The sequence below is a fragment of the Microthrixaceae bacterium genome (assembly GCA_016702505.1).
Lineage (GTDB): Bacteria > Actinomycetota > Acidimicrobiia > Acidimicrobiales > Iamiaceae > Aquihabitans.
In genome coordinates this window covers 118669-132815 of record JADJDU010000009.1, presented here as the reverse complement: position 1 = coordinate 132815, position 14147 = coordinate 118669, and the positions used below count along the sequence as shown (strand labels likewise).

General features: G+C 65.7%; 27 protein-coding genes and 1 pseudogene. All 28 read left to right on the top strand.

The window, feature by feature from the left end:
* The first annotated feature begins 22 nt into the window (after positions 1–22).
* Positions 23–664, top strand: a complete 642-nt coding sequence (gene rplC / locus IPG97_10465; protein ID MBK6856945.1) for a 50S ribosomal protein L3 — start codon at positions 23–25, stop codon at positions 662–664.
* Positions 664–1275 carry a 50S ribosomal protein L4 gene (gene rplD / locus IPG97_10460; protein ID MBK6856944.1) on the top strand — a complete coding sequence of 204 codons (612 nt, stop codon included), beginning with the start codon at positions 664–666 and terminating at the stop codon, positions 1273–1275. Before rplC ends, rplD begins: the two co-directional genes overlap by 1 nt.
* Positions 1272–1562: a 50S ribosomal protein L23 gene (rplW, locus tag IPG97_10455; GenBank protein ID MBK6856943.1), complete on the top strand. Its 291-nt coding sequence runs from the start codon at positions 1272–1274 to the stop codon at positions 1560–1562. The genes rplD and rplW overlap by 4 nt, the downstream gene beginning before the upstream one ends.
* A 5-nt stretch (positions 1563–1567) precedes the next feature.
* A complete protein-coding gene (rplB, locus tag IPG97_10450; GenBank protein ID MBK6856942.1) occupies positions 1568–2404 on the top strand; it encodes a 50S ribosomal protein L2 in 837 nt (278 codons plus the stop codon).
* Between the two features lie 15 nt (positions 2405–2419).
* Entirely contained in the window at positions 2420–2704 is a 285-nt protein-coding gene (gene rpsS / locus IPG97_10445) for a 30S ribosomal protein S19 (protein ID MBK6856941.1), read from the top strand.
* Positions 2705–2706: 2 nt separating this feature from the next.
* Positions 2707–3320: pseudogene (gene rplV, locus IPG97_10440) on the top strand (50S ribosomal protein L22).
* A gap of 78 nt (positions 3321–3398) precedes the next feature.
* Positions 3399–4310 (top strand): 30S ribosomal protein S3, encoded by a 912-nt coding sequence (gene rpsC, locus IPG97_10435; protein ID MBK6856940.1) that lies wholly within the window; start codon positions 3399–3401, stop codon positions 4308–4310.
* A 2-nt stretch (positions 4311–4312) separates the two neighbouring features.
* On the top strand, positions 4313–4729 hold the full coding sequence (gene rplP, locus IPG97_10430) for a 50S ribosomal protein L16 (GenBank protein MBK6856939.1): 417 nt from the start codon (positions 4313–4315) through the stop codon (positions 4727–4729).
* The gene (gene rpmC / locus IPG97_10425; protein ID MBK6856938.1) at positions 4729–4956 is read left to right on the top strand and encodes a 50S ribosomal protein L29; all 228 of its coding nucleotides are present in this window, start codon (positions 4729–4731) and stop codon (positions 4954–4956) included. Before rplP ends, rpmC begins: the two co-directional genes overlap by 1 nt.
* A complete protein-coding gene (rpsQ, locus tag IPG97_10420; GenBank protein ID MBK6856937.1) occupies positions 4956–5234 on the top strand; it encodes a 30S ribosomal protein S17 in 279 nt (92 codons plus the stop codon). Before rpmC ends, rpsQ begins: the two co-directional genes overlap by 1 nt.
* Positions 5231–5599, top strand: a complete 369-nt coding sequence (gene rplN, locus IPG97_10415; protein ID MBK6856936.1) for a 50S ribosomal protein L14 — start codon at positions 5231–5233, stop codon at positions 5597–5599. Before rpsQ ends, rplN begins: the two co-directional genes overlap by 4 nt.
* A 1-nt stretch (position 5600) precedes the next feature.
* Entirely contained in the window at positions 5601–5918 is a 318-nt protein-coding gene (gene rplX, locus IPG97_10410; protein MBK6856935.1) for a 50S ribosomal protein L24, read from the top strand.
* Entirely contained in the window at positions 5915–6487 is a 573-nt protein-coding gene (gene rplE, locus IPG97_10405) for a 50S ribosomal protein L5 (GenBank protein MBK6856934.1), read from the top strand. The genes rplX and rplE overlap by 4 nt, the downstream gene beginning before the upstream one ends.
* Positions 6487–6672 carry a type Z 30S ribosomal protein S14 gene (locus tag IPG97_10400; protein ID MBK6856933.1) on the top strand — a complete coding sequence of 62 codons (186 nt, stop codon included), beginning with the start codon at positions 6487–6489 and terminating at the stop codon, positions 6670–6672. The genes rplE and IPG97_10400 overlap by 1 nt, the downstream gene beginning before the upstream one ends.
* 12 nt (positions 6673–6684) lie before the next feature.
* Positions 6685–7089, top strand: coding sequence for a 30S ribosomal protein S8 (gene rpsH / locus IPG97_10395; protein MBK6856932.1), 405 nt, complete (start codon positions 6685–6687; stop codon positions 7087–7089).
* Positions 7090–7098: 9 nt separating this feature from the next.
* The gene (gene rplF, locus IPG97_10390) at positions 7099–7638 is read left to right on the top strand and encodes a 50S ribosomal protein L6 (GenBank protein ID MBK6856931.1); all 540 of its coding nucleotides are present in this window, start codon (positions 7099–7101) and stop codon (positions 7636–7638) included.
* Between the two features lie 11 nt (positions 7639–7649).
* Entirely contained in the window at positions 7650–8012 is a 363-nt protein-coding gene (rplR, locus tag IPG97_10385; protein MBK6856930.1) for a 50S ribosomal protein L18, read from the top strand.
* Positions 8012–8575, top strand: coding sequence for a 30S ribosomal protein S5 (rpsE, locus tag IPG97_10380; GenBank protein MBK6856929.1), 564 nt, complete (start codon positions 8012–8014; stop codon positions 8573–8575). Before rplR ends, rpsE begins: the two co-directional genes overlap by 1 nt.
* A 1-nt stretch (position 8576) precedes the next feature.
* The gene (gene rpmD, locus IPG97_10375) at positions 8577–8762 is read left to right on the top strand and encodes a 50S ribosomal protein L30 (GenBank protein ID MBK6856928.1); all 186 of its coding nucleotides are present in this window, start codon (positions 8577–8579) and stop codon (positions 8760–8762) included.
* Positions 8762–9250 carry a 50S ribosomal protein L15 gene (gene rplO / locus IPG97_10370; protein ID MBK6856927.1) on the top strand — a complete coding sequence of 163 codons (489 nt, stop codon included), beginning with the start codon at positions 8762–8764 and terminating at the stop codon, positions 9248–9250. The genes rpmD and rplO overlap by 1 nt, the downstream gene beginning before the upstream one ends.
* Positions 9251–9287: 37 nt before the next feature.
* Positions 9288–10667, top strand: coding sequence for a preprotein translocase subunit SecY (gene secY / locus IPG97_10365; GenBank protein MBK6856926.1), 1380 nt, complete (start codon positions 9288–9290; stop codon positions 10665–10667).
* 19 nt (positions 10668–10686) lie between these two features.
* Positions 10687–11337, top strand: coding sequence for an adenylate kinase (locus IPG97_10360; protein MBK6856925.1), 651 nt, complete (start codon positions 10687–10689; stop codon positions 11335–11337).
* Positions 11338–11394: 57 nt separating this feature from the next.
* Positions 11395–12108 carry a type I methionyl aminopeptidase gene (map, locus tag IPG97_10355; protein MBK6856924.1) on the top strand — a complete coding sequence of 238 codons (714 nt, stop codon included), beginning with the start codon at positions 11395–11397 and terminating at the stop codon, positions 12106–12108.
* A gap of 217 nt (positions 12109–12325) precedes the next feature.
* Positions 12326–12550 carry a translation initiation factor IF-1 gene (gene infA, locus IPG97_10350; protein MBK6856923.1) on the top strand — a complete coding sequence of 75 codons (225 nt, stop codon included), beginning with the start codon at positions 12326–12328 and terminating at the stop codon, positions 12548–12550.
* A gap of 45 nt (positions 12551–12595) precedes the next feature.
* A complete protein-coding gene (rpmJ, locus tag IPG97_10345) occupies positions 12596–12712 on the top strand; it encodes a 50S ribosomal protein L36 (protein MBK6856922.1) in 117 nt (38 codons plus the stop codon).
* Between the two features lie 4 nt (positions 12713–12716).
* Positions 12717–13094 (top strand): 30S ribosomal protein S13, encoded by a 378-nt coding sequence (rpsM, locus tag IPG97_10340; GenBank protein ID MBK6856921.1) that lies wholly within the window; start codon positions 12717–12719, stop codon positions 13092–13094.
* Complete coding sequence (rpsK, locus tag IPG97_10335) at positions 13094–13492, top strand: 30S ribosomal protein S11 (protein MBK6856920.1); 399 nt, start codon at positions 13094–13096, stop codon at positions 13490–13492. The genes rpsM and rpsK overlap by 1 nt, the downstream gene beginning before the upstream one ends.
* Before the next feature lie 11 nt (positions 13493–13503).
* Positions 13504–14118 (top strand): 30S ribosomal protein S4, encoded by a 615-nt coding sequence (rpsD, locus tag IPG97_10330; GenBank protein MBK6856919.1) that lies wholly within the window; start codon positions 13504–13506, stop codon positions 14116–14118.
* The last annotated feature ends 29 nt before the right edge of the window (positions 14119–14147 follow it).

The following is a 14147-nucleotide window of genomic DNA, read 5'->3' as shown; positions in this document are numbered from 1 at the left end:
CCTCCGCGACAGGAAGACGCACATGGCAACCAAGGCAATCGTCGGCCAGAAGGTCGGCATGACACAGATCTGGGACGACCAGAACCGGATGATCCCGGTCACCGTCCTGCAGGTCGAGCCGCTCCGGGTGGTGCAGATCCGCACCCCCGAGAACGACGGCTATAGCGCCCTGCAGGTCACCTTCGGGTCCAAGAAGGCCTCCAAGCTCACCAAGCCGGTCGCTGGCCAGTACGCCAAGGCCGGAGTCGAGCCGGGCGTGAAGCTGGTCGAGCTCCGTCTCGATGACGTCACCGGCTATGAGGTCGGCCAGGAGATCACCGTGGCCGAGCTGGCCGACGGTGACCGCATCGACGTCACCGCCGTTTCCAAGGGCAAGGGCTTCGCTGGCGCCATGAAGCGCCACGGCTTCGCCGGTCAGCGGGCCAGCCACGGCGCCCATCGGGTGCACCGTGCCCCTGGCTCTATCGGCCAGTGCGCCACCCCGGCCCGAGTGTTCAAGGGAACCCGCATGGCCGGCCGCATGGGTGGAGACAAGGTCACCACCCAGAACCTCACGGTGGTTTCGGCTGACGCCGAACGCAACCTGTTGCTCGTCAAGGGTGCCGTTCCCGGCCCCAAGGGCGGGCTCGTCCTCATCCGCAACGCTGTGAAGGGCGGGAAGTGATGGTCAGCGTCGTCAAGGCCGATCTCGATCCGGCCGTGTTCGGGCTTGAGCCCAACGTCTCGGTCATGGCCCAGGTGGTCACCGCTCAGCTCGCCGCCCGTCGGGCCGGCACCCAGTCCACCAAGACTCGGGCCGAGGTGAGCGGCGGCGGTTCCAAGCCGTGGGCACAGAAGGGCACCGGTCGGGCCCGTGCCGGCTCCAGCCGCTCACCGATCTGGACCGGTGGTGGTGTCGCCCTCGGCCCCAAGCCCCGCAAGTACACCCAGCGGACCCCCAAGAAGATGGTCAAGCTGGCCCTGCGCTCGGCTCTTTCAGATCGGGCCGCAGACTCAAAGGTCCTCGTGGTCGACTCCTGGGATTTCGGTGACACACCGAGCACCAAGGCGGCCAAGGCTGCTCTGGCCTCCCTCGGTACCGAAGGTCGGGTCCTGGTCGTTCTGGCCGACGCCGACGCGGTGGCCGCCCGGTCGTTCCGCAACCTCCCCGAGGTTCAGATCATCGCCGCCCGTGAGCTCAACGCCTACGACGTCTTGGTGAACGACTTCGTCGTGTTCACCCAGGCCACCCTGCCCACGTCGGCTCCCGCCGCCACCGAGGAGGCAGCCCAGTGAAGGACCCCCGGGACATCATCATCCGCCCCGTGGTGTCGGAGAAGAGCTACGCGCTCATCGAATCCAACGTCTACACGTTCGAGGTTCACCCCGGCGCCGCCAAGCCCGAGATCCGCAGTGCCATCGAGGAGATCTTCAGCGTGAAGGTCGTCTCGGTGAACACGCTGAACCGCAAGGGCAAGACCACCCGCAACCGTCGCACCGGCAAGGCCGGCAGCCGCCCCGATCGCAAGCGGGCGATCGTCACCGTGGCCGAGGGCGACTCGATCGACATCTTCAAGGACTGACGGCGATGGCACTCCGCAAGCGCAAGCCCACCAGCCCCGGTCGTCGGTTCCAGACCGTCTCGGACTTCTCCGAGATCACCACGACCACGCCCGAGAAGTCACTGCTCGCCCCCAAGTCGGGCACCGGTGGCCGTAACTCCTATGGCCGCAAGACCGCTCGCCACAAGGGCGGCGGCCACAAGCAGCAGTACCGGATCATCGACTTCCGTCGTAACAAGGATGGCGTGCCGGCCAAGGTCGCCTCCATCGAGTACGACCCCAACCGGAACTGCCGCATCGCCCTGCTGCACTTCTTGGATGGCGAGAAGCGCTACATCCTCGCCCCCAAGAACGTGAAGGTGGGTGACCGAATCCAGAACGGTCAGGGTGCCGAGATCCGTCCCGGCAATGCCCTGCCCATGCGCTACATCCCCGTGGGTACCACCATCCACAACGTGGAGCTCAAGCCCGGTGGCGGTGGCCGCATGGCTCGTTCCGCCGGGGCCAGCGTCCAGCTCGTGGCGAAGGAAGGCGACTACGCCACCCTTCGCCTTCCCAGCACCGAGATGCGACGTGTTCCGATCGACTGCCGGGCAACCATTGGTGAGGTCGGCAACGCCGAGGCCGAGCTGATCAAGATCGGCAAGGCCGGCCGCAACCGCTGGAAGGGCGTTCGCCCCCAGACCCGTGGTGTGGCCATGAACCCCGTCGACCACCCCCACGGTGGTGGCGAGGGCAAGACCTCCGGTGGTCGCCATCCGGTGTCGCCTTGGGGTCAACCCGAGGGTCGTACCCGAGACAAGTCCAAGCCGTCCCAGAAGCTCATCGTCCGTCGTCGCCGCACCCGCGGCTCACGTCGGTAAGGCCAGGAGTCCGAGATGCCTCGTTCACTCAAGAAGGGCCCGTTCGTCGACGACCATCTGCTCAAGAAGGTCGACGCCCTGAACGCAGCCAGCGAGAAGAAGGTCATCAAGACCTGGTCGCGCCGGTCCACCATCATCCCCGACATGGTGGGTCACACCATCGCCGTCCACGACGGCCGCAAGCACGTCCCGGTGTACGTCACCGAGTCGATGGTCGGCCACAAGCTCGGTGAGTTCGCCCCGACCCGGACGTTCAAGTTCCACGCCGGGCAGGAGAAGAACGCCCGAGGGAGGCGCTGAGCATGGCTGTCAGCGGTAAGCAGATCGCCGGGGTCCGTGAGACCCGCAAGGGCGCAACCATCTACAAGACCAACGAGCGCCCGGGTACCCGGGCCCAGGTCCGCTACGTGCGAGTGTCGGCCTACAAGGCCCGCGAGGTCCTCGACCTCATCCGGGGCAAGCACGTGGCCGAGGCCGACGAGATCCTCCAGTTCGTGGAGCGGGACATCGCCATCATCATCCGCAAGGCCCTGGCCTCTGCAGTGGCGAACGCCACCAACAACGACGGCCAGGATCCCGAGGCCCTCTACGTCTCGGCCTGCTACGCCGACGAGGGCCCGACCCTCAAGCGTTGGCGCCCCCGTGCCCGTGGCCGGGCCACCCGCATCCGCAAGCGCACCTGCCACATCACGATCATCGTCAGCCGTGGCACCGCCGAGCAGCTCCGCATCCGTGAGGCCCGAGTGGCCCGCAGCGGTCGCTCCGGTGCAGGCACCGCCGGTCGGGCCTCCCGCCGGGCCCGTGTGGCCAAGTCGAAGGCGGCCCAGGACCACGATCACGATCACGATCACGATCACGATCACGATCACGATCACGATCAGGTCGCAACCGACGTGGTCGAAGAGGTCACCGCTGAGGCCGACGCCGAGGTGACCGAGGTGACCGAAGAGGCCGCCGCCACCGAGACCGCCGAGACCGAAGAGAAGGAAGACTGATGGGCCAGAAGGTCAACCCCTACGGCTTCCGCCTGGGCATCACCACCGACTGGAAGTCGCGTTGGTTCGCCGACCGCAAGGACTACGGCAAGTTCATCATCGAGGACTGGAAGATCCGCGACCTGCTGATGAGCTCGCTTCCCCACGCCGCCATCAGCCGTGTCGAGGTGGAGCGCACCCGTGACCGTCTCCGGGTAGACGTGCATACCGCCCGTCCCGGGATCGTGATCGGTCGCCGAGGTGCCGAGGCCGATCGCATCCGTACCCAGCTCACCGAGATCACCGGCAACAACAAGGTGCAGCTCAACATCCAAGAGATCAAGCAGCCCGAACTCGATGCTGCGTTGATCGCCCAGGGTGTTGCCGACCAGCTCGCTGGCCGTGTCGCCTTCCGCAGGGCCATGAAGCGTGCTGTGCAGAACGCCCAGAAGGCGGGAGCCCTCGGCATCCGTGTGCAGTGCTCTGGTCGCCTCGGCGGCTCTGAGATGTCTCGGACCGAGTGGTACCGAGAAGGTCGGGTGCCGTTGCACACGCTGCGCGCCGACATCGACTACGGCTTCCGTGAGGCCCGTACCACCGCGGGCCGGATCGGCGTGAAGGTATGGATCTACAAGGGCGACATCCTGCCCTACAAGTCCCAGGCCGAAGACAAGATCACCCGTGAGGCGGCCATGGCCGTGGGTGAGACGTCGGGCGATGCTCGCCCGGCCAAGGTCGTGTCGTCCAGCCGTCGCCGCGCTGAGGCCACCCCGGTCGATCCCGCTTCGGTAGACACCGACACCGAAGCCAAGCCCTTGGTCCAGGAGGCCGACCCCGAGATCGAGAAGCTCCTCGAAGAAGAAGAAGCGATCGAGCGCTCGGTGCGCGACCACCACGAGACCCCCCACTTCCGTCCCGGGGATGGTGACTGATCATGTTGATGCCCAGGAAGGTCAAGCACCGCAAGCAGCACCGCGGTCGTCTCACCGGAGCAGCCTCCGGCGGAACCCGAGTCACCCACGGTGACTACGGGATCCAGGCTCTCGAGCCGGGCTGGATCTCAGCCCGTCAGATCGAAGCCGCCCGTATCGCCATGACCCGTCACATCAAGCGTGGCGGCAAGGTGTGGATCAACGTCTTCCCCGACAAGCCCATCACCGAGAAGCCGGCCGAGACTCGCATGGGCTCGGGCAAAGGCAACCCGGAGCGGTGGGTGGCGGTGGTCAAGCCCGGTCGTGTGCTCTTCGAGCTCACCTACCACGACCCCGAGATCGCCAGGGCCGCCATTGAGCGGGCCATCCAGAAGCTGCCGGTGAAGGCCAAGTTCGTGACCCGGCAGGAGTCGTTCTGATGGCTACCAAGACCACCGCTTCAGACCTCGACACCTCCACCATCGTGGAGCGCCTTGCCGAGGAGAAGGACCGGCTGTTCAAGCTGCGGATCCAGCACGCCACCGGCGTGCTCGAGAACACCGCCGCCATGCGCACGGCCCGCAAGGAGATCGCCCGCTACGAGACCGAGCTGCGGGCCCGTGAGATCGAGGCCGCTGAGGCTCTCGCCCAGGAGGAGAAGGTCTGATGGCAGACGAAACCACCGGCGAGGTGCGTGAGAACGCCCGCAAGATCCGTGAAGGGCTGGTCACCTCCAGCGGCATGGACAAGACCGCGGTCGTCACCGTCACCACCCGCAAGCCCCACCCGCGGTACCACAAGACCATGGCCCGCACCACACGCCTGTACGTCCATGACGAGGAGAACACCCTCAACGTGGGAGACCGGGTCCGGGTGCAAGAGACCCGTCCGCTGTCCAAGCTGAAGCGGTGGCGGATCGTGGAGATCCTGGAGCGTGCAAAGTGATCCAGCAGGAGACCCGTCTTCGGGTGGCCGACAACAGCGGCGCCAAGGAGATCCTCTGCATCAAGGTGCTGGGCGGCTCACGTCGTCGCTACGCCTCGATCGGCGACATCATCGTCGCAACTGTCAAGGACGCCACCCCTGGTGCTGGCGTCAAGAAGGGCGACGTGGTCAAGTGCGTGGTCGTGCGCACCAAGAAGGAGAAGCGTCGGCCCGACGGTTCCTACATCCGCTTCGACGAGAACGCCGCGGTGCTGATCAACGACCAGCAGCTTCCCCGCGGTACCCGCATTTTCGGCCCCGTCGGCCGTGAGCTGCGTGACCGCAAGTTCATGCGGATCGTCTCGCTGGCCCCGGAGGTGCTCTGACATGAGCGGCCTCAAGATCAAGAAGGGTGACCGTGTCGTCGTCCTGTCCGGCAAGGACAAGGGCAAGGAAGGTGTGGTCCAGTCGGCCATGCCCCGCGAGGGCAAGGTCGTGGTGGAGGGCGTCAACACCGCCAAGCGCCATCGCAAGGCCCGCTCGGCCACCGAGGCCGGCGGGATCATCGAGATCGACAAGCCGATCGACGTCAGCAACGTGGCGGTGATCAGCCCGTCCGACGGCAAGCCAACCCGCGTGGGTTACAAGGTCGTCGACGGCAAGAAGGTCCGCGTGTGCAAGCGGACGGGAGCAGAGCTGTCATGAGCACGGCAACCGACATCCCCCGCCTCAAGACGCGGTACAACGACCAGATCCGTGACCAGCTCAAGGCCGACCTCGGCCTGGGCAACATCATGGAGGTTCCCCGCCTCGAGAAGATCGTGATCAACATGGGTGTGGGCGGCGCAGTAGCGCAGGCCTCGCTCCTGGAGAACGCGGTGCGCGACCTGACCCTGATCGCCGGCCAGAAGCCCCAGATCACCCGGGCCCGCAAGTCCATCGCCTCGTTCAAGCTCCGTGAGGGCAACGCCATCGGCGCCAAGGTCACCCTGCGGGGAGACCGCATGTGGGAGTTCCTCGACCGGTTGATCGCCCTGGCGATTCCCCGCATCCGAGACTTCCGGGGCCTGCCGGCGAACAGCTTCGACGGCCGCGGCAACTACACCTTCGGTGTGACCGAACAGTTGATCTTTCCCGAGATCGACTACGACAAGATCGACCAGACCCGAGGCATGGACATCACCATCGTGACCACCGCCCGTACCAATGCCGAGGGCAAGGCGCTTCTGGACGCCTTCGGTTTCCCGTTCAAGCGTGAGGGGCAGAACTCCTAATGGCCAAGAAAGCACTCATCAACAAGGCCAACCGCAAGCCCAAGTTCAAGGTTCGGGCCTACACCCGGTGCCAGAAGTGCGGTCGTCCGCACTCGGTGTACCGCAAGTTCCAACTGTGCCGGGTCTGCCTGCGGGACATGGTCCACGCTGGCGAGATCCCCGGTGTCACCAAGGCGAGCTGGTGAGGAGGGCCTGACATGACCATGACCGACCCCATCGCCGACATGCTGACCCGCATCCGCAACGCCAACACGGCGATGCACGATGAGGTGCTCATGCCGTCCTCCAAGCAGAAGGAAGCCCTTGCCGGCATCCTGAAGAAGGAGGGCTACATCGAGGACTACAAGGTGGCCGCCAACGGCGATCGCCCCGGCAGCACCCTCACCGTCACCATGAAGTACTCGCCCGAGCGGGCCCGGACCATCTCCGGCCTGCGGCGGGTGTCCAAGCCCGGCCTCCGCGTGTACAAGGCCGCCAGCGAGGTCCCCCGGGTCCTCGGTGGGCTGGGTGTCGCCGTCGTCTCGACCAGCCAGGGTCTCATGACCGACCGCGAAGCGCGCAAGCGCAACGTGGGCGGCGAGGTCCTGTGCTTCGTCTGGTAGGAGCACCCAATGTCTCGTATCGGTAAATCCCCAATCACGGTTCCCGGTGGTGTCGACATCTCCGTCGTCGACCGTCGGGTGACCGTCAAGGGCCCCAAGGGCACGCTCGAGCGCGACCTGCCCGGCACCATCACCCTCCGTCAGGAGGGCGACACCCTGCTGGTCGAACGTCCCGACGACGAGCGTCAGACCCGTGCCATGCACGGTCTCGTCCGTTCCCTGGTGAACAACATGGTCGTCGGTGTCACCGATGGCTTCACCAAGGAGCTGGAGATCATCGGTGTGGGCTACCGCGCCACCGCCAAGGGCAGCGACGCCATCGATCTGGCCCTGGGCTACAGCCACCCCATCGAGGTGAAGGCCCCCCAGGGCATCACCTTCGACGTGCCCGCCCCCAACCGCATCGCGGTGAAGGGCACCGACAAGGAGGTCGTGGGCCAGGTGGCCGCCGACATCCGCAAGCTGCGCAAGCCCGAGCCCTACAAGGGCAAGGGTGTGCGCTACCTCGGTGAGCATGTCGCCCGCAAGGCCGGCAAGTCCGGGAAGTAGAGGCTGATCCAATGAGCTATTCCGCCAAGCAGAAGAGAGAAGCACGGATCCGTCGTCACCGTCGGGTTCGCAAGAAGGTCCGGGGCACGGCCGAACGTCCCCGCCTGGCTGTCTTTCGATCCAACAAGCACATCTCTGCCCAGATCATCGACGACCGTTCCGGTCGGACCCTGGCTGCCGCCTCCACCCACGAGGCCGACCTGAAGACCAGCGGTGGCAACGTAGATGCCGCCACCAAGGTCGGTACCCGCCTGGCCGAACGGGCCAAGGCCGCCGGCATCGATGCCGTGGTGTTCGACCGCGGCGGCAACCTCTACCACGGGCGCATCAAGGCGCTCGCCGACGCCGCCCGCGAAGGTGGACTGGAGTTCTGATGGCTACGAACAACAACGACGCCCAGCTCCGCGAGTCGCGCGTCATCAACATCAACCGTGTGGCCAAGGTGGTCAAGGGCGGTCGTCGGTTCTCCTTCACCGCTCTGGTGGTGATCGGCGACGGCGCTGGTCGGGTCGGTCTCGGCTACGGCAAGGCCAAAGAGGTCCCGCTGGCCATTCAGAAGGGAACCGAAGAGGCTCGCAAGAACCTCTTCTCGGTTCCCCTGGCCGGCTCCACCATCACCCACCCCGTCATCGGTGTGATGGGTGCCGGGCGGGTCATGCTCAAGCCGGCCGCCCCCGGTACCGGTGTGATCGCCGGTGGCGCCGCCCGCGCCATCCTCGAAGAGGCCGGCATCCACGACGTGCTTTGCAAGTCGCTCGGTTCGGCCAACCACATCAACGTGGCGCGGGCCACCATCGCCGGGCTCCAGGCCCTCCAGCGGCCCGATGAGGTCGCTCGCCTGCGGGGTCTGGCCCCCGAAGAGTTCGTTCCCAAGGGCCTGCTCGAGGCCTATCGGGAGAGCGAGCGTGGACCGCTCGTAGTGGAAGAGGTGAAGTGACGTGGCAGACCTGAAGGTCACCCAGACCCGTTCGGCCATCGGCTCCAAGCCCAAGCAGCGCGGCACCCTGCGCGCCCTTGGTCTGGGCCGGATCGGCAAGACCAACACCCTGCCTGACCGTCCCGAGATCCGCGGGATGCTGGCCAAGGTGCCGCACCTGATCGACGTTGAAGAGGTGTCCTCCTGATGAAGGTCCATGACCTGCAGCCCGCCCCGGGCTCCAACCGCCGTTCCAAGCGGGTCGGTCGGGGCATCGCCGGCAAGGGCGGCAAGACCGCCGGCCGTGGCACCAAGGGCCAAAAGGCGCGCGGCACCATTCCCGCCGCCTTCGAAGGTGGCCAGATGCCGCTGCACATGCGGGTTCCCAAGCTCAAGGGCTTCACCAACCCGTTCCGTGTGGAGTACCAGGCCGTCAACCTCGACACGCTCGAGGCCAGCGGCCTTGATTCCGTGGATCCTGGTTCGCTCTATGACAAGGGCCTGGTCGGGAAGGCCGCCTTGGTCAAGGTTCTCGGTCGTGGCGAGATCAGTCGGGCCGTGACCGTCAAGGCTCACGCCTTCTCGAAGTCCGCCGAGGAAGCCATCACCGCTGCTGGCGGTAGCGTTGAGCGCCTGCCTCTCCCGTGGGGAGACCGGCGTCCGCCGGCCAAGGGCAACCAGTTCACCAACCGCTGACCGCTAAACCCCACCGCCACCCCGGCCAGGAGCGCGAGTGTCTACCCTCCGCAACGTCTTCAAGATCCCGGAGCTGCGCAACAAGCTCCTTTTCACCCTCTTCGTGGTGGCGATCTACCGGTTCGGTTCCCACGTTCCGGTCCCGGGCATCAACCTCGGGATCATCAAGGACCTGGAGCTGAGGGCAGAGTCGGGCGGCGTGCTCGGCCTCCTCTCCACCTTCTCGGGTGGGGCCATCACCCAGTTCGCCATCTTCGCATTGGGGATCATGCCGTACATCACGGCGTCGATCATCATGCAGATCTTGGGGGTGGTAATCCCCAAACTCGAGCAGTGGCAGGAACAAGGGGCGGTCGGGCAACGCAAGATCACCCAGTGGACCCGCTATGTGGGTGTGGCCATCGCCCTTCTCCAGGGAACCGGCATCACCTATCTGTTCCACACCGGAGGCCAGGGCGCCTTCGGTGGCGGCCTTGGGGTGGACCTGTTCGCCGGTAGCTACAACTTCGGCCGTTTCGCCTTGGTGGTGATGACGCTTACCGCCGGCTTCGCCCTCCTCATGTGGCTGGGCGAGGTGATCACCCAGCGCGGTGTCGGCAACGGCATGTCGATCCTGATCTTCGCCTCGGTGGTGAGCCGGCTCCCGGCCAACTTCGGTACCGTCCGCGCCGAGAAGGGCACGGTCGCCATGTTGGGCGTCGTGGCCATGTTCACCGCTCTGTTGGTGGCCATCGTGTTCATCGAACAGGGCGTTCGCCGGATCCCGGTGCAGTTCGCCAAGCGTCAGGTTGGGCGCAAGATGTTCGGCGGCCAGAGCACCTACATCCCGCTCAAGGTCAACGGTGCCGGCGTCATCTCGATCATCTTCGCCAGCTCGGTTCTGTACCTGCCGGTGATGCTGTCTCAGATCCTTCCGGCCAAGGACGACAACTGGGCTGTTGGCGTGCAACGGTGGATCAACGACCACCTGGTGCGCTCTACCTCGCCGTTCTACCTGGCCTTCTACGGCATCCTCATCGTCGCCTTCGCCTACTTCTACACGGCCATCCAGTTCGACCCCCACAAGCAGGCCGACCAGATCCGCAAGCAGGGTGGCTTCATCCCCGGGATCCGCCCCGGCTACCAGACCGAGCGATACCTGGCCAAGATCCTCAGCCGGATCACCCTTCCCGGTGCCCTGTTCGTGGCTGGTATCGCCCTGGTCCCAGCGTTCATCTTGGGCAAGACCATGGGCGACTCCACCGCCGGCCAGTCCCTTGGATTCTTCGGCATCTCGATCCTGATCGCCGTGGGTGTGTCACTCGAGACGGTCAAGCAGATCGACGGTCAACTGATGATGCGCAACTACGAAGGTTTCCTCGACAACTCCAAGAGCCGGGCCAAGGCCAAGACCAAGGCCAAGGCGTCGGCCAAGTAGGTCTCCGATGTCCAACGGAATCCGACTCGTGCTGCTCGGCCGTCAGGGTGCGGGCAAGGGGACCCAGGCCGTGCGCTTGGCCGACCACTACGACGTACCGCACATCTCCACCGGAGACATGCTTCGCGCTGCCGTCAAGGACGGGACGGAGTTCGGTCTCAAGGCGAAGGCAGTGATGGACGCCGGCGGTCTCGTATCCGACGAGATCATGGTCGGAGTGGTCCACGAACGTCTCCATCAGGCTGATGCCACGTCCCGGGGATACATCCTCGACGGCTTCCCTCGCACCGAGGCTCAGGCCCGAGCCTTGGCCGAGATCACTGCCGACGGCCCGCTCGAGGTGGTCCTGAACCTGGAGGTGCCCGAGGCCGTAGTGGTCGAGCGGATCACCAAGCGACGGGTTTGTCGGTCCTGTGGGCGGATCTACTCGGTGGATTCGCCGCCGGCCAGGGACTGGATCTGTGACACCGACGGTGGTGATGTCGTGCAGCGAGACGACGACACCGAGGACGCCGTACGCAAGCGTCTGGAGCTCTACGCGGCCGAGACCCTCCCGCTGGTCGCCTTCTACTCAGAAGCGGGCCAACTGGTTGACGTAGACGGGCTGGGCTCGGCCGACGAGGTCTTCGACCGTGTGGTCGAGGGCATCAGCGCCCGACGCGCCGGCTGACCACCGGTGTTGTTCGCTCGGGCGGCCGCGGTCCGCACCCCGGCTGAGATCGCGGTCATGCGACGAGCTGGCCAGGTCGTGGCCGAGATGCACCGCCAGATCCGCGCCGCCATCGCGCCAGGGATCTCCACCGGTGCTCTCGACCGGATCGGTCGTGACGTGCTGCGCGACGCCGGTGCCGAATCCAACTTTCTCGGCTACCACGGCTACCCGGCGGTGATCTGTGCCTCGCCCAACTCGATGGTCGTTCACGGCATCCCCTCAGATGACGTCGTACTGAGAGACGGAGACATCATCTCGATCGACTGCGGTGCCGTGGTCGATGGTTGGCACGGGGATGCCGCCTTCACCGCTGCGGTGGGTGAGGTGGCACCCGAGGCACTGCGTCTCATCGAGGTGGCCGAGAATTCGCTCGACGCGGCCATAGCGGTGATGGTGGCCGGCAACCACCTCGGCGACATCGGACATGCCGTCGAGTCGGTGGCCCGCTCTGGGGGCATGGCCGTGGTCGAGGGGTACACCGGACATGCCATCGGCCGGGCCATGCACGAGTCTCCGAACGTGCCCAACGTGGGCCGCCGCCGCACCGGGCCCCGTCTGCGGGTGGGCAACGTGTTGGCAATCGAGCCGATGCTGGTGCTGGGCGATCCGGCCACCGATGTCTTGGATGACGACTGGAGCGTGGTCAGCGTCGATGGTTCGTGGGCCGCTCACGTAGAACACACCATCGCCATCACCGAGGATGGCCCCGAGGTGTTGACCCGACCATGACCATGCGCAGACATCCTCTGACCTGCTCCGTTGCCATGGCTGAAGCCATGTGTCACATTCAGCCTCAGGGTGCCGACATCGGCACGGTCGACGTGCTAGGGGCGGACTTGGAGCGGTGGGCGGGTCGCGTTAGCATGTCTTTTCGGCCCGTCGTGCCCTTGCGCCCTTGGCGCGCGTTCGGTCCGTACCGTACCCGGTCTCAACAGGAGATCCTCCCCTGCCCAAGCCCAAGGAAGACGCCATCGTCCTCGAAGGCACCGTGCTCGAGGCGCAGAAGAACGCCATGTTCCGCGTGGAACTCGAGAACGGCCACGAGGTGCTGGCTCACATCTCCGGAAAGATGCGCATGCACTACATCCGCATCCTGCCGGGAGACAGGGTCCAGGTGGAGCTGACCCCCTATGACCTCTCCCGCGGTCGGATCACCTACCGCTACAAGTAGCCGGCCGCTCTTCCGCAGCCGGTAGACCACCACACCGAAGGCACCATGAAGGTCCAACCCAGCGTCAAACCAATCTGTGAGCACTGCAAGGTGATCCGCCGTCACGGTCGGGTCCACGTCATCTGCTCGTCCAACCCGCGTCACAAGCAGAGGCAGGGCTAACACCATGGCACGCATCGCCGGCGTCGACATTCCCCGCGAGAAGCGGCTCGTCATCTCCCTCACCTACGTGTTCGGCATCGGCCGCAGCACGGCCGAGAAGATCTGCGAGGCCACCGGGATCAGCGAGAGCACCCGGACCCGAGATCTCACCGATGAGGAGATCAACAAGATCCGCGCCTACATCGACCAGAACCTCAAGGTCGAAGGTGATCTCAAGCGCGAGGTCCAGCAGGACATCAAGCGCAAGATGGAGATCGGTTCCTACCAGGGCCTGCGCCACCGCAAGGGCCTGCCCGTGCGAGGACAGCGCACCCACACCAATGCCCGGACCCGCAAGGGCCCGAAGAAGACGGTCGCCGGTAAGAAGAAGGTTCGCAAGTAATGGCCAAGCCCAAGCCCGGGGGTCGTCGTCCCCGCAAGCGCGAGCGCAAGAACGTCACCTACGGGGTGGCGCACATCAAGAGCTCGTTCAACAACACCATCGTGTCCATCACCGACCAATCCGGCAACGTTCTCTCGTGGGCGTCGGCTGGCAACGTCGGCTTCAAGGGCTCCCGCAAGTCCACGCCGTACGCGGCGCAGATGGCCGCCGAGAAGGCAGCCCGCGGTGCCATGGAGCACGGCGTGCGCAAGGTAGACGTGTTGGTCAAGGGCCCGGGTTCGGGTCGTGAGACCGCAATCCGGTCCATCCAGAACACCGGCATCGAGGTCACCGGCATCAAAGACGTGACCCCAATGCCCCACAACGGCTGCCGCCCCCCCAAGCGGCGCCGGATCTGACGGAGGTCGAAATGGCTCGCTACACCGGCCCCAAGGTCAAGATCTCGCGCCGCCTCGGCGTCAACATCTACGAGAACGAGAAGGGTTCCAAGGCGCTCAACAAGCGTCCCTACCCTCCGGGTGAGCACGGCCGTAGCCGTCGCCGCCAGCCCTCCGAGTACCTCCTCCAGCTTCAGGAGAAGCAGAAGGCCAAGTACATCTACGGGGTTCTCGAGCGTCCGTTCTCCAACCTGTACAAGGAAGCCAGCCGCCAGAAGGGCGTGACCGGCGAGAACCTGCTCCGCATGCTCGAGCAGCGACTGGACAACATCGTGTTCCGCGCCGGTTGGGCGGCCACTCGGCCCCAGGCCCGCCAGTTCGTGGGCCACGGCATGGTCAACGTGAACGGCCGCCGGGTGGACATCCCCAGCTACCGCGTCCGCAAGGGAGATGTCATCTCACTGCGGGACAAGTCCCGGCAGATGATCGTGATCCGCCACAACCTCGACACCCTCGACCGGATCAAGCCGTCGTGGATCGAGGTCGGCGACGACGGGTTCCAGGTCACGGTGCGTGAACTGCCCACCCGCGATCAGATCGACGTGCCCGTGCGCGAACAGCTCATCGTCGAGCTGTACTCCAAGTAACCGCCCGCCGAAACCCCCTGAGGAAGGCT

Excerpts from the sequence above, each read along its gene's own strand:
- rplC (MBK6856945.1), top strand. The coding sequence starts at position 23 with ATGGCAACCAAGGCAATCGTCGGCCAGAAGGTCGGCATGACACAGATC.
- rplD (MBK6856944.1), top strand. The coding sequence starts at position 664 with ATGGTCAGCGTCGTCAAGGCCGATCTCGATCCGGCCGTGTTCGGGCTT.
- rplB (MBK6856942.1), top strand. The coding sequence starts at position 1,568 with ATGGCACTCCGCAAGCGCAAGCCCACCAGCCCCGGTCGTCGGTTCCAG.
- rpsS (MBK6856941.1), top strand. The coding sequence starts at position 2,420 with ATGCCTCGTTCACTCAAGAAGGGCCCGTTCGTCGACGACCATCTGCTC.
- rpsC (MBK6856940.1), top strand. The coding sequence starts at position 3,399 with ATGGGCCAGAAGGTCAACCCCTACGGCTTCCGCCTGGGCATCACCACC.
- rplP (MBK6856939.1), top strand. The coding sequence starts at position 4,313 with ATGTTGATGCCCAGGAAGGTCAAGCACCGCAAGCAGCACCGCGGTCGT.
- rpmC (MBK6856938.1), top strand. The coding sequence starts at position 4,729 with ATGGCTACCAAGACCACCGCTTCAGACCTCGACACCTCCACCATCGTG.
- rpsQ (MBK6856937.1), top strand. The coding sequence starts at position 4,956 with ATGGCAGACGAAACCACCGGCGAGGTGCGTGAGAACGCCCGCAAGATC.
- rplX (MBK6856935.1), top strand. The coding sequence starts at position 5,601 with ATGAGCGGCCTCAAGATCAAGAAGGGTGACCGTGTCGTCGTCCTGTCC.
- rplE (MBK6856934.1), top strand. The coding sequence starts at position 5,915 with ATGAGCACGGCAACCGACATCCCCCGCCTCAAGACGCGGTACAACGAC.
- IPG97_10400 (MBK6856933.1), top strand. The coding sequence starts at position 6,487 with ATGGCCAAGAAAGCACTCATCAACAAGGCCAACCGCAAGCCCAAGTTC.
- rpsH (MBK6856932.1), top strand. The coding sequence starts at position 6,685 with ATGACCATGACCGACCCCATCGCCGACATGCTGACCCGCATCCGCAAC.
- rplF (MBK6856931.1), top strand. The coding sequence starts at position 7,099 with ATGTCTCGTATCGGTAAATCCCCAATCACGGTTCCCGGTGGTGTCGAC.
- rplR (MBK6856930.1), top strand. The coding sequence starts at position 7,650 with ATGAGCTATTCCGCCAAGCAGAAGAGAGAAGCACGGATCCGTCGTCAC.
- rpsE (MBK6856929.1), top strand. The coding sequence starts at position 8,012 with ATGGCTACGAACAACAACGACGCCCAGCTCCGCGAGTCGCGCGTCATC.
- rplO (MBK6856927.1), top strand. The coding sequence starts at position 8,762 with ATGAAGGTCCATGACCTGCAGCCCGCCCCGGGCTCCAACCGCCGTTCC.
- map (MBK6856924.1), top strand. The coding sequence starts at position 11,395 with ATGCGACGAGCTGGCCAGGTCGTGGCCGAGATGCACCGCCAGATCCGC.
- rpmJ (MBK6856922.1), top strand. The coding sequence starts at position 12,596 with ATGAAGGTCCAACCCAGCGTCAAACCAATCTGTGAGCACTGCAAGGTG.
- rpsM (MBK6856921.1), top strand. The coding sequence starts at position 12,717 with ATGGCACGCATCGCCGGCGTCGACATTCCCCGCGAGAAGCGGCTCGTC.
- rpsK (MBK6856920.1), top strand. The coding sequence starts at position 13,094 with ATGGCCAAGCCCAAGCCCGGGGGTCGTCGTCCCCGCAAGCGCGAGCGC.
- rpsD (MBK6856919.1), top strand. The coding sequence starts at position 13,504 with ATGGCTCGCTACACCGGCCCCAAGGTCAAGATCTCGCGCCGCCTCGGC.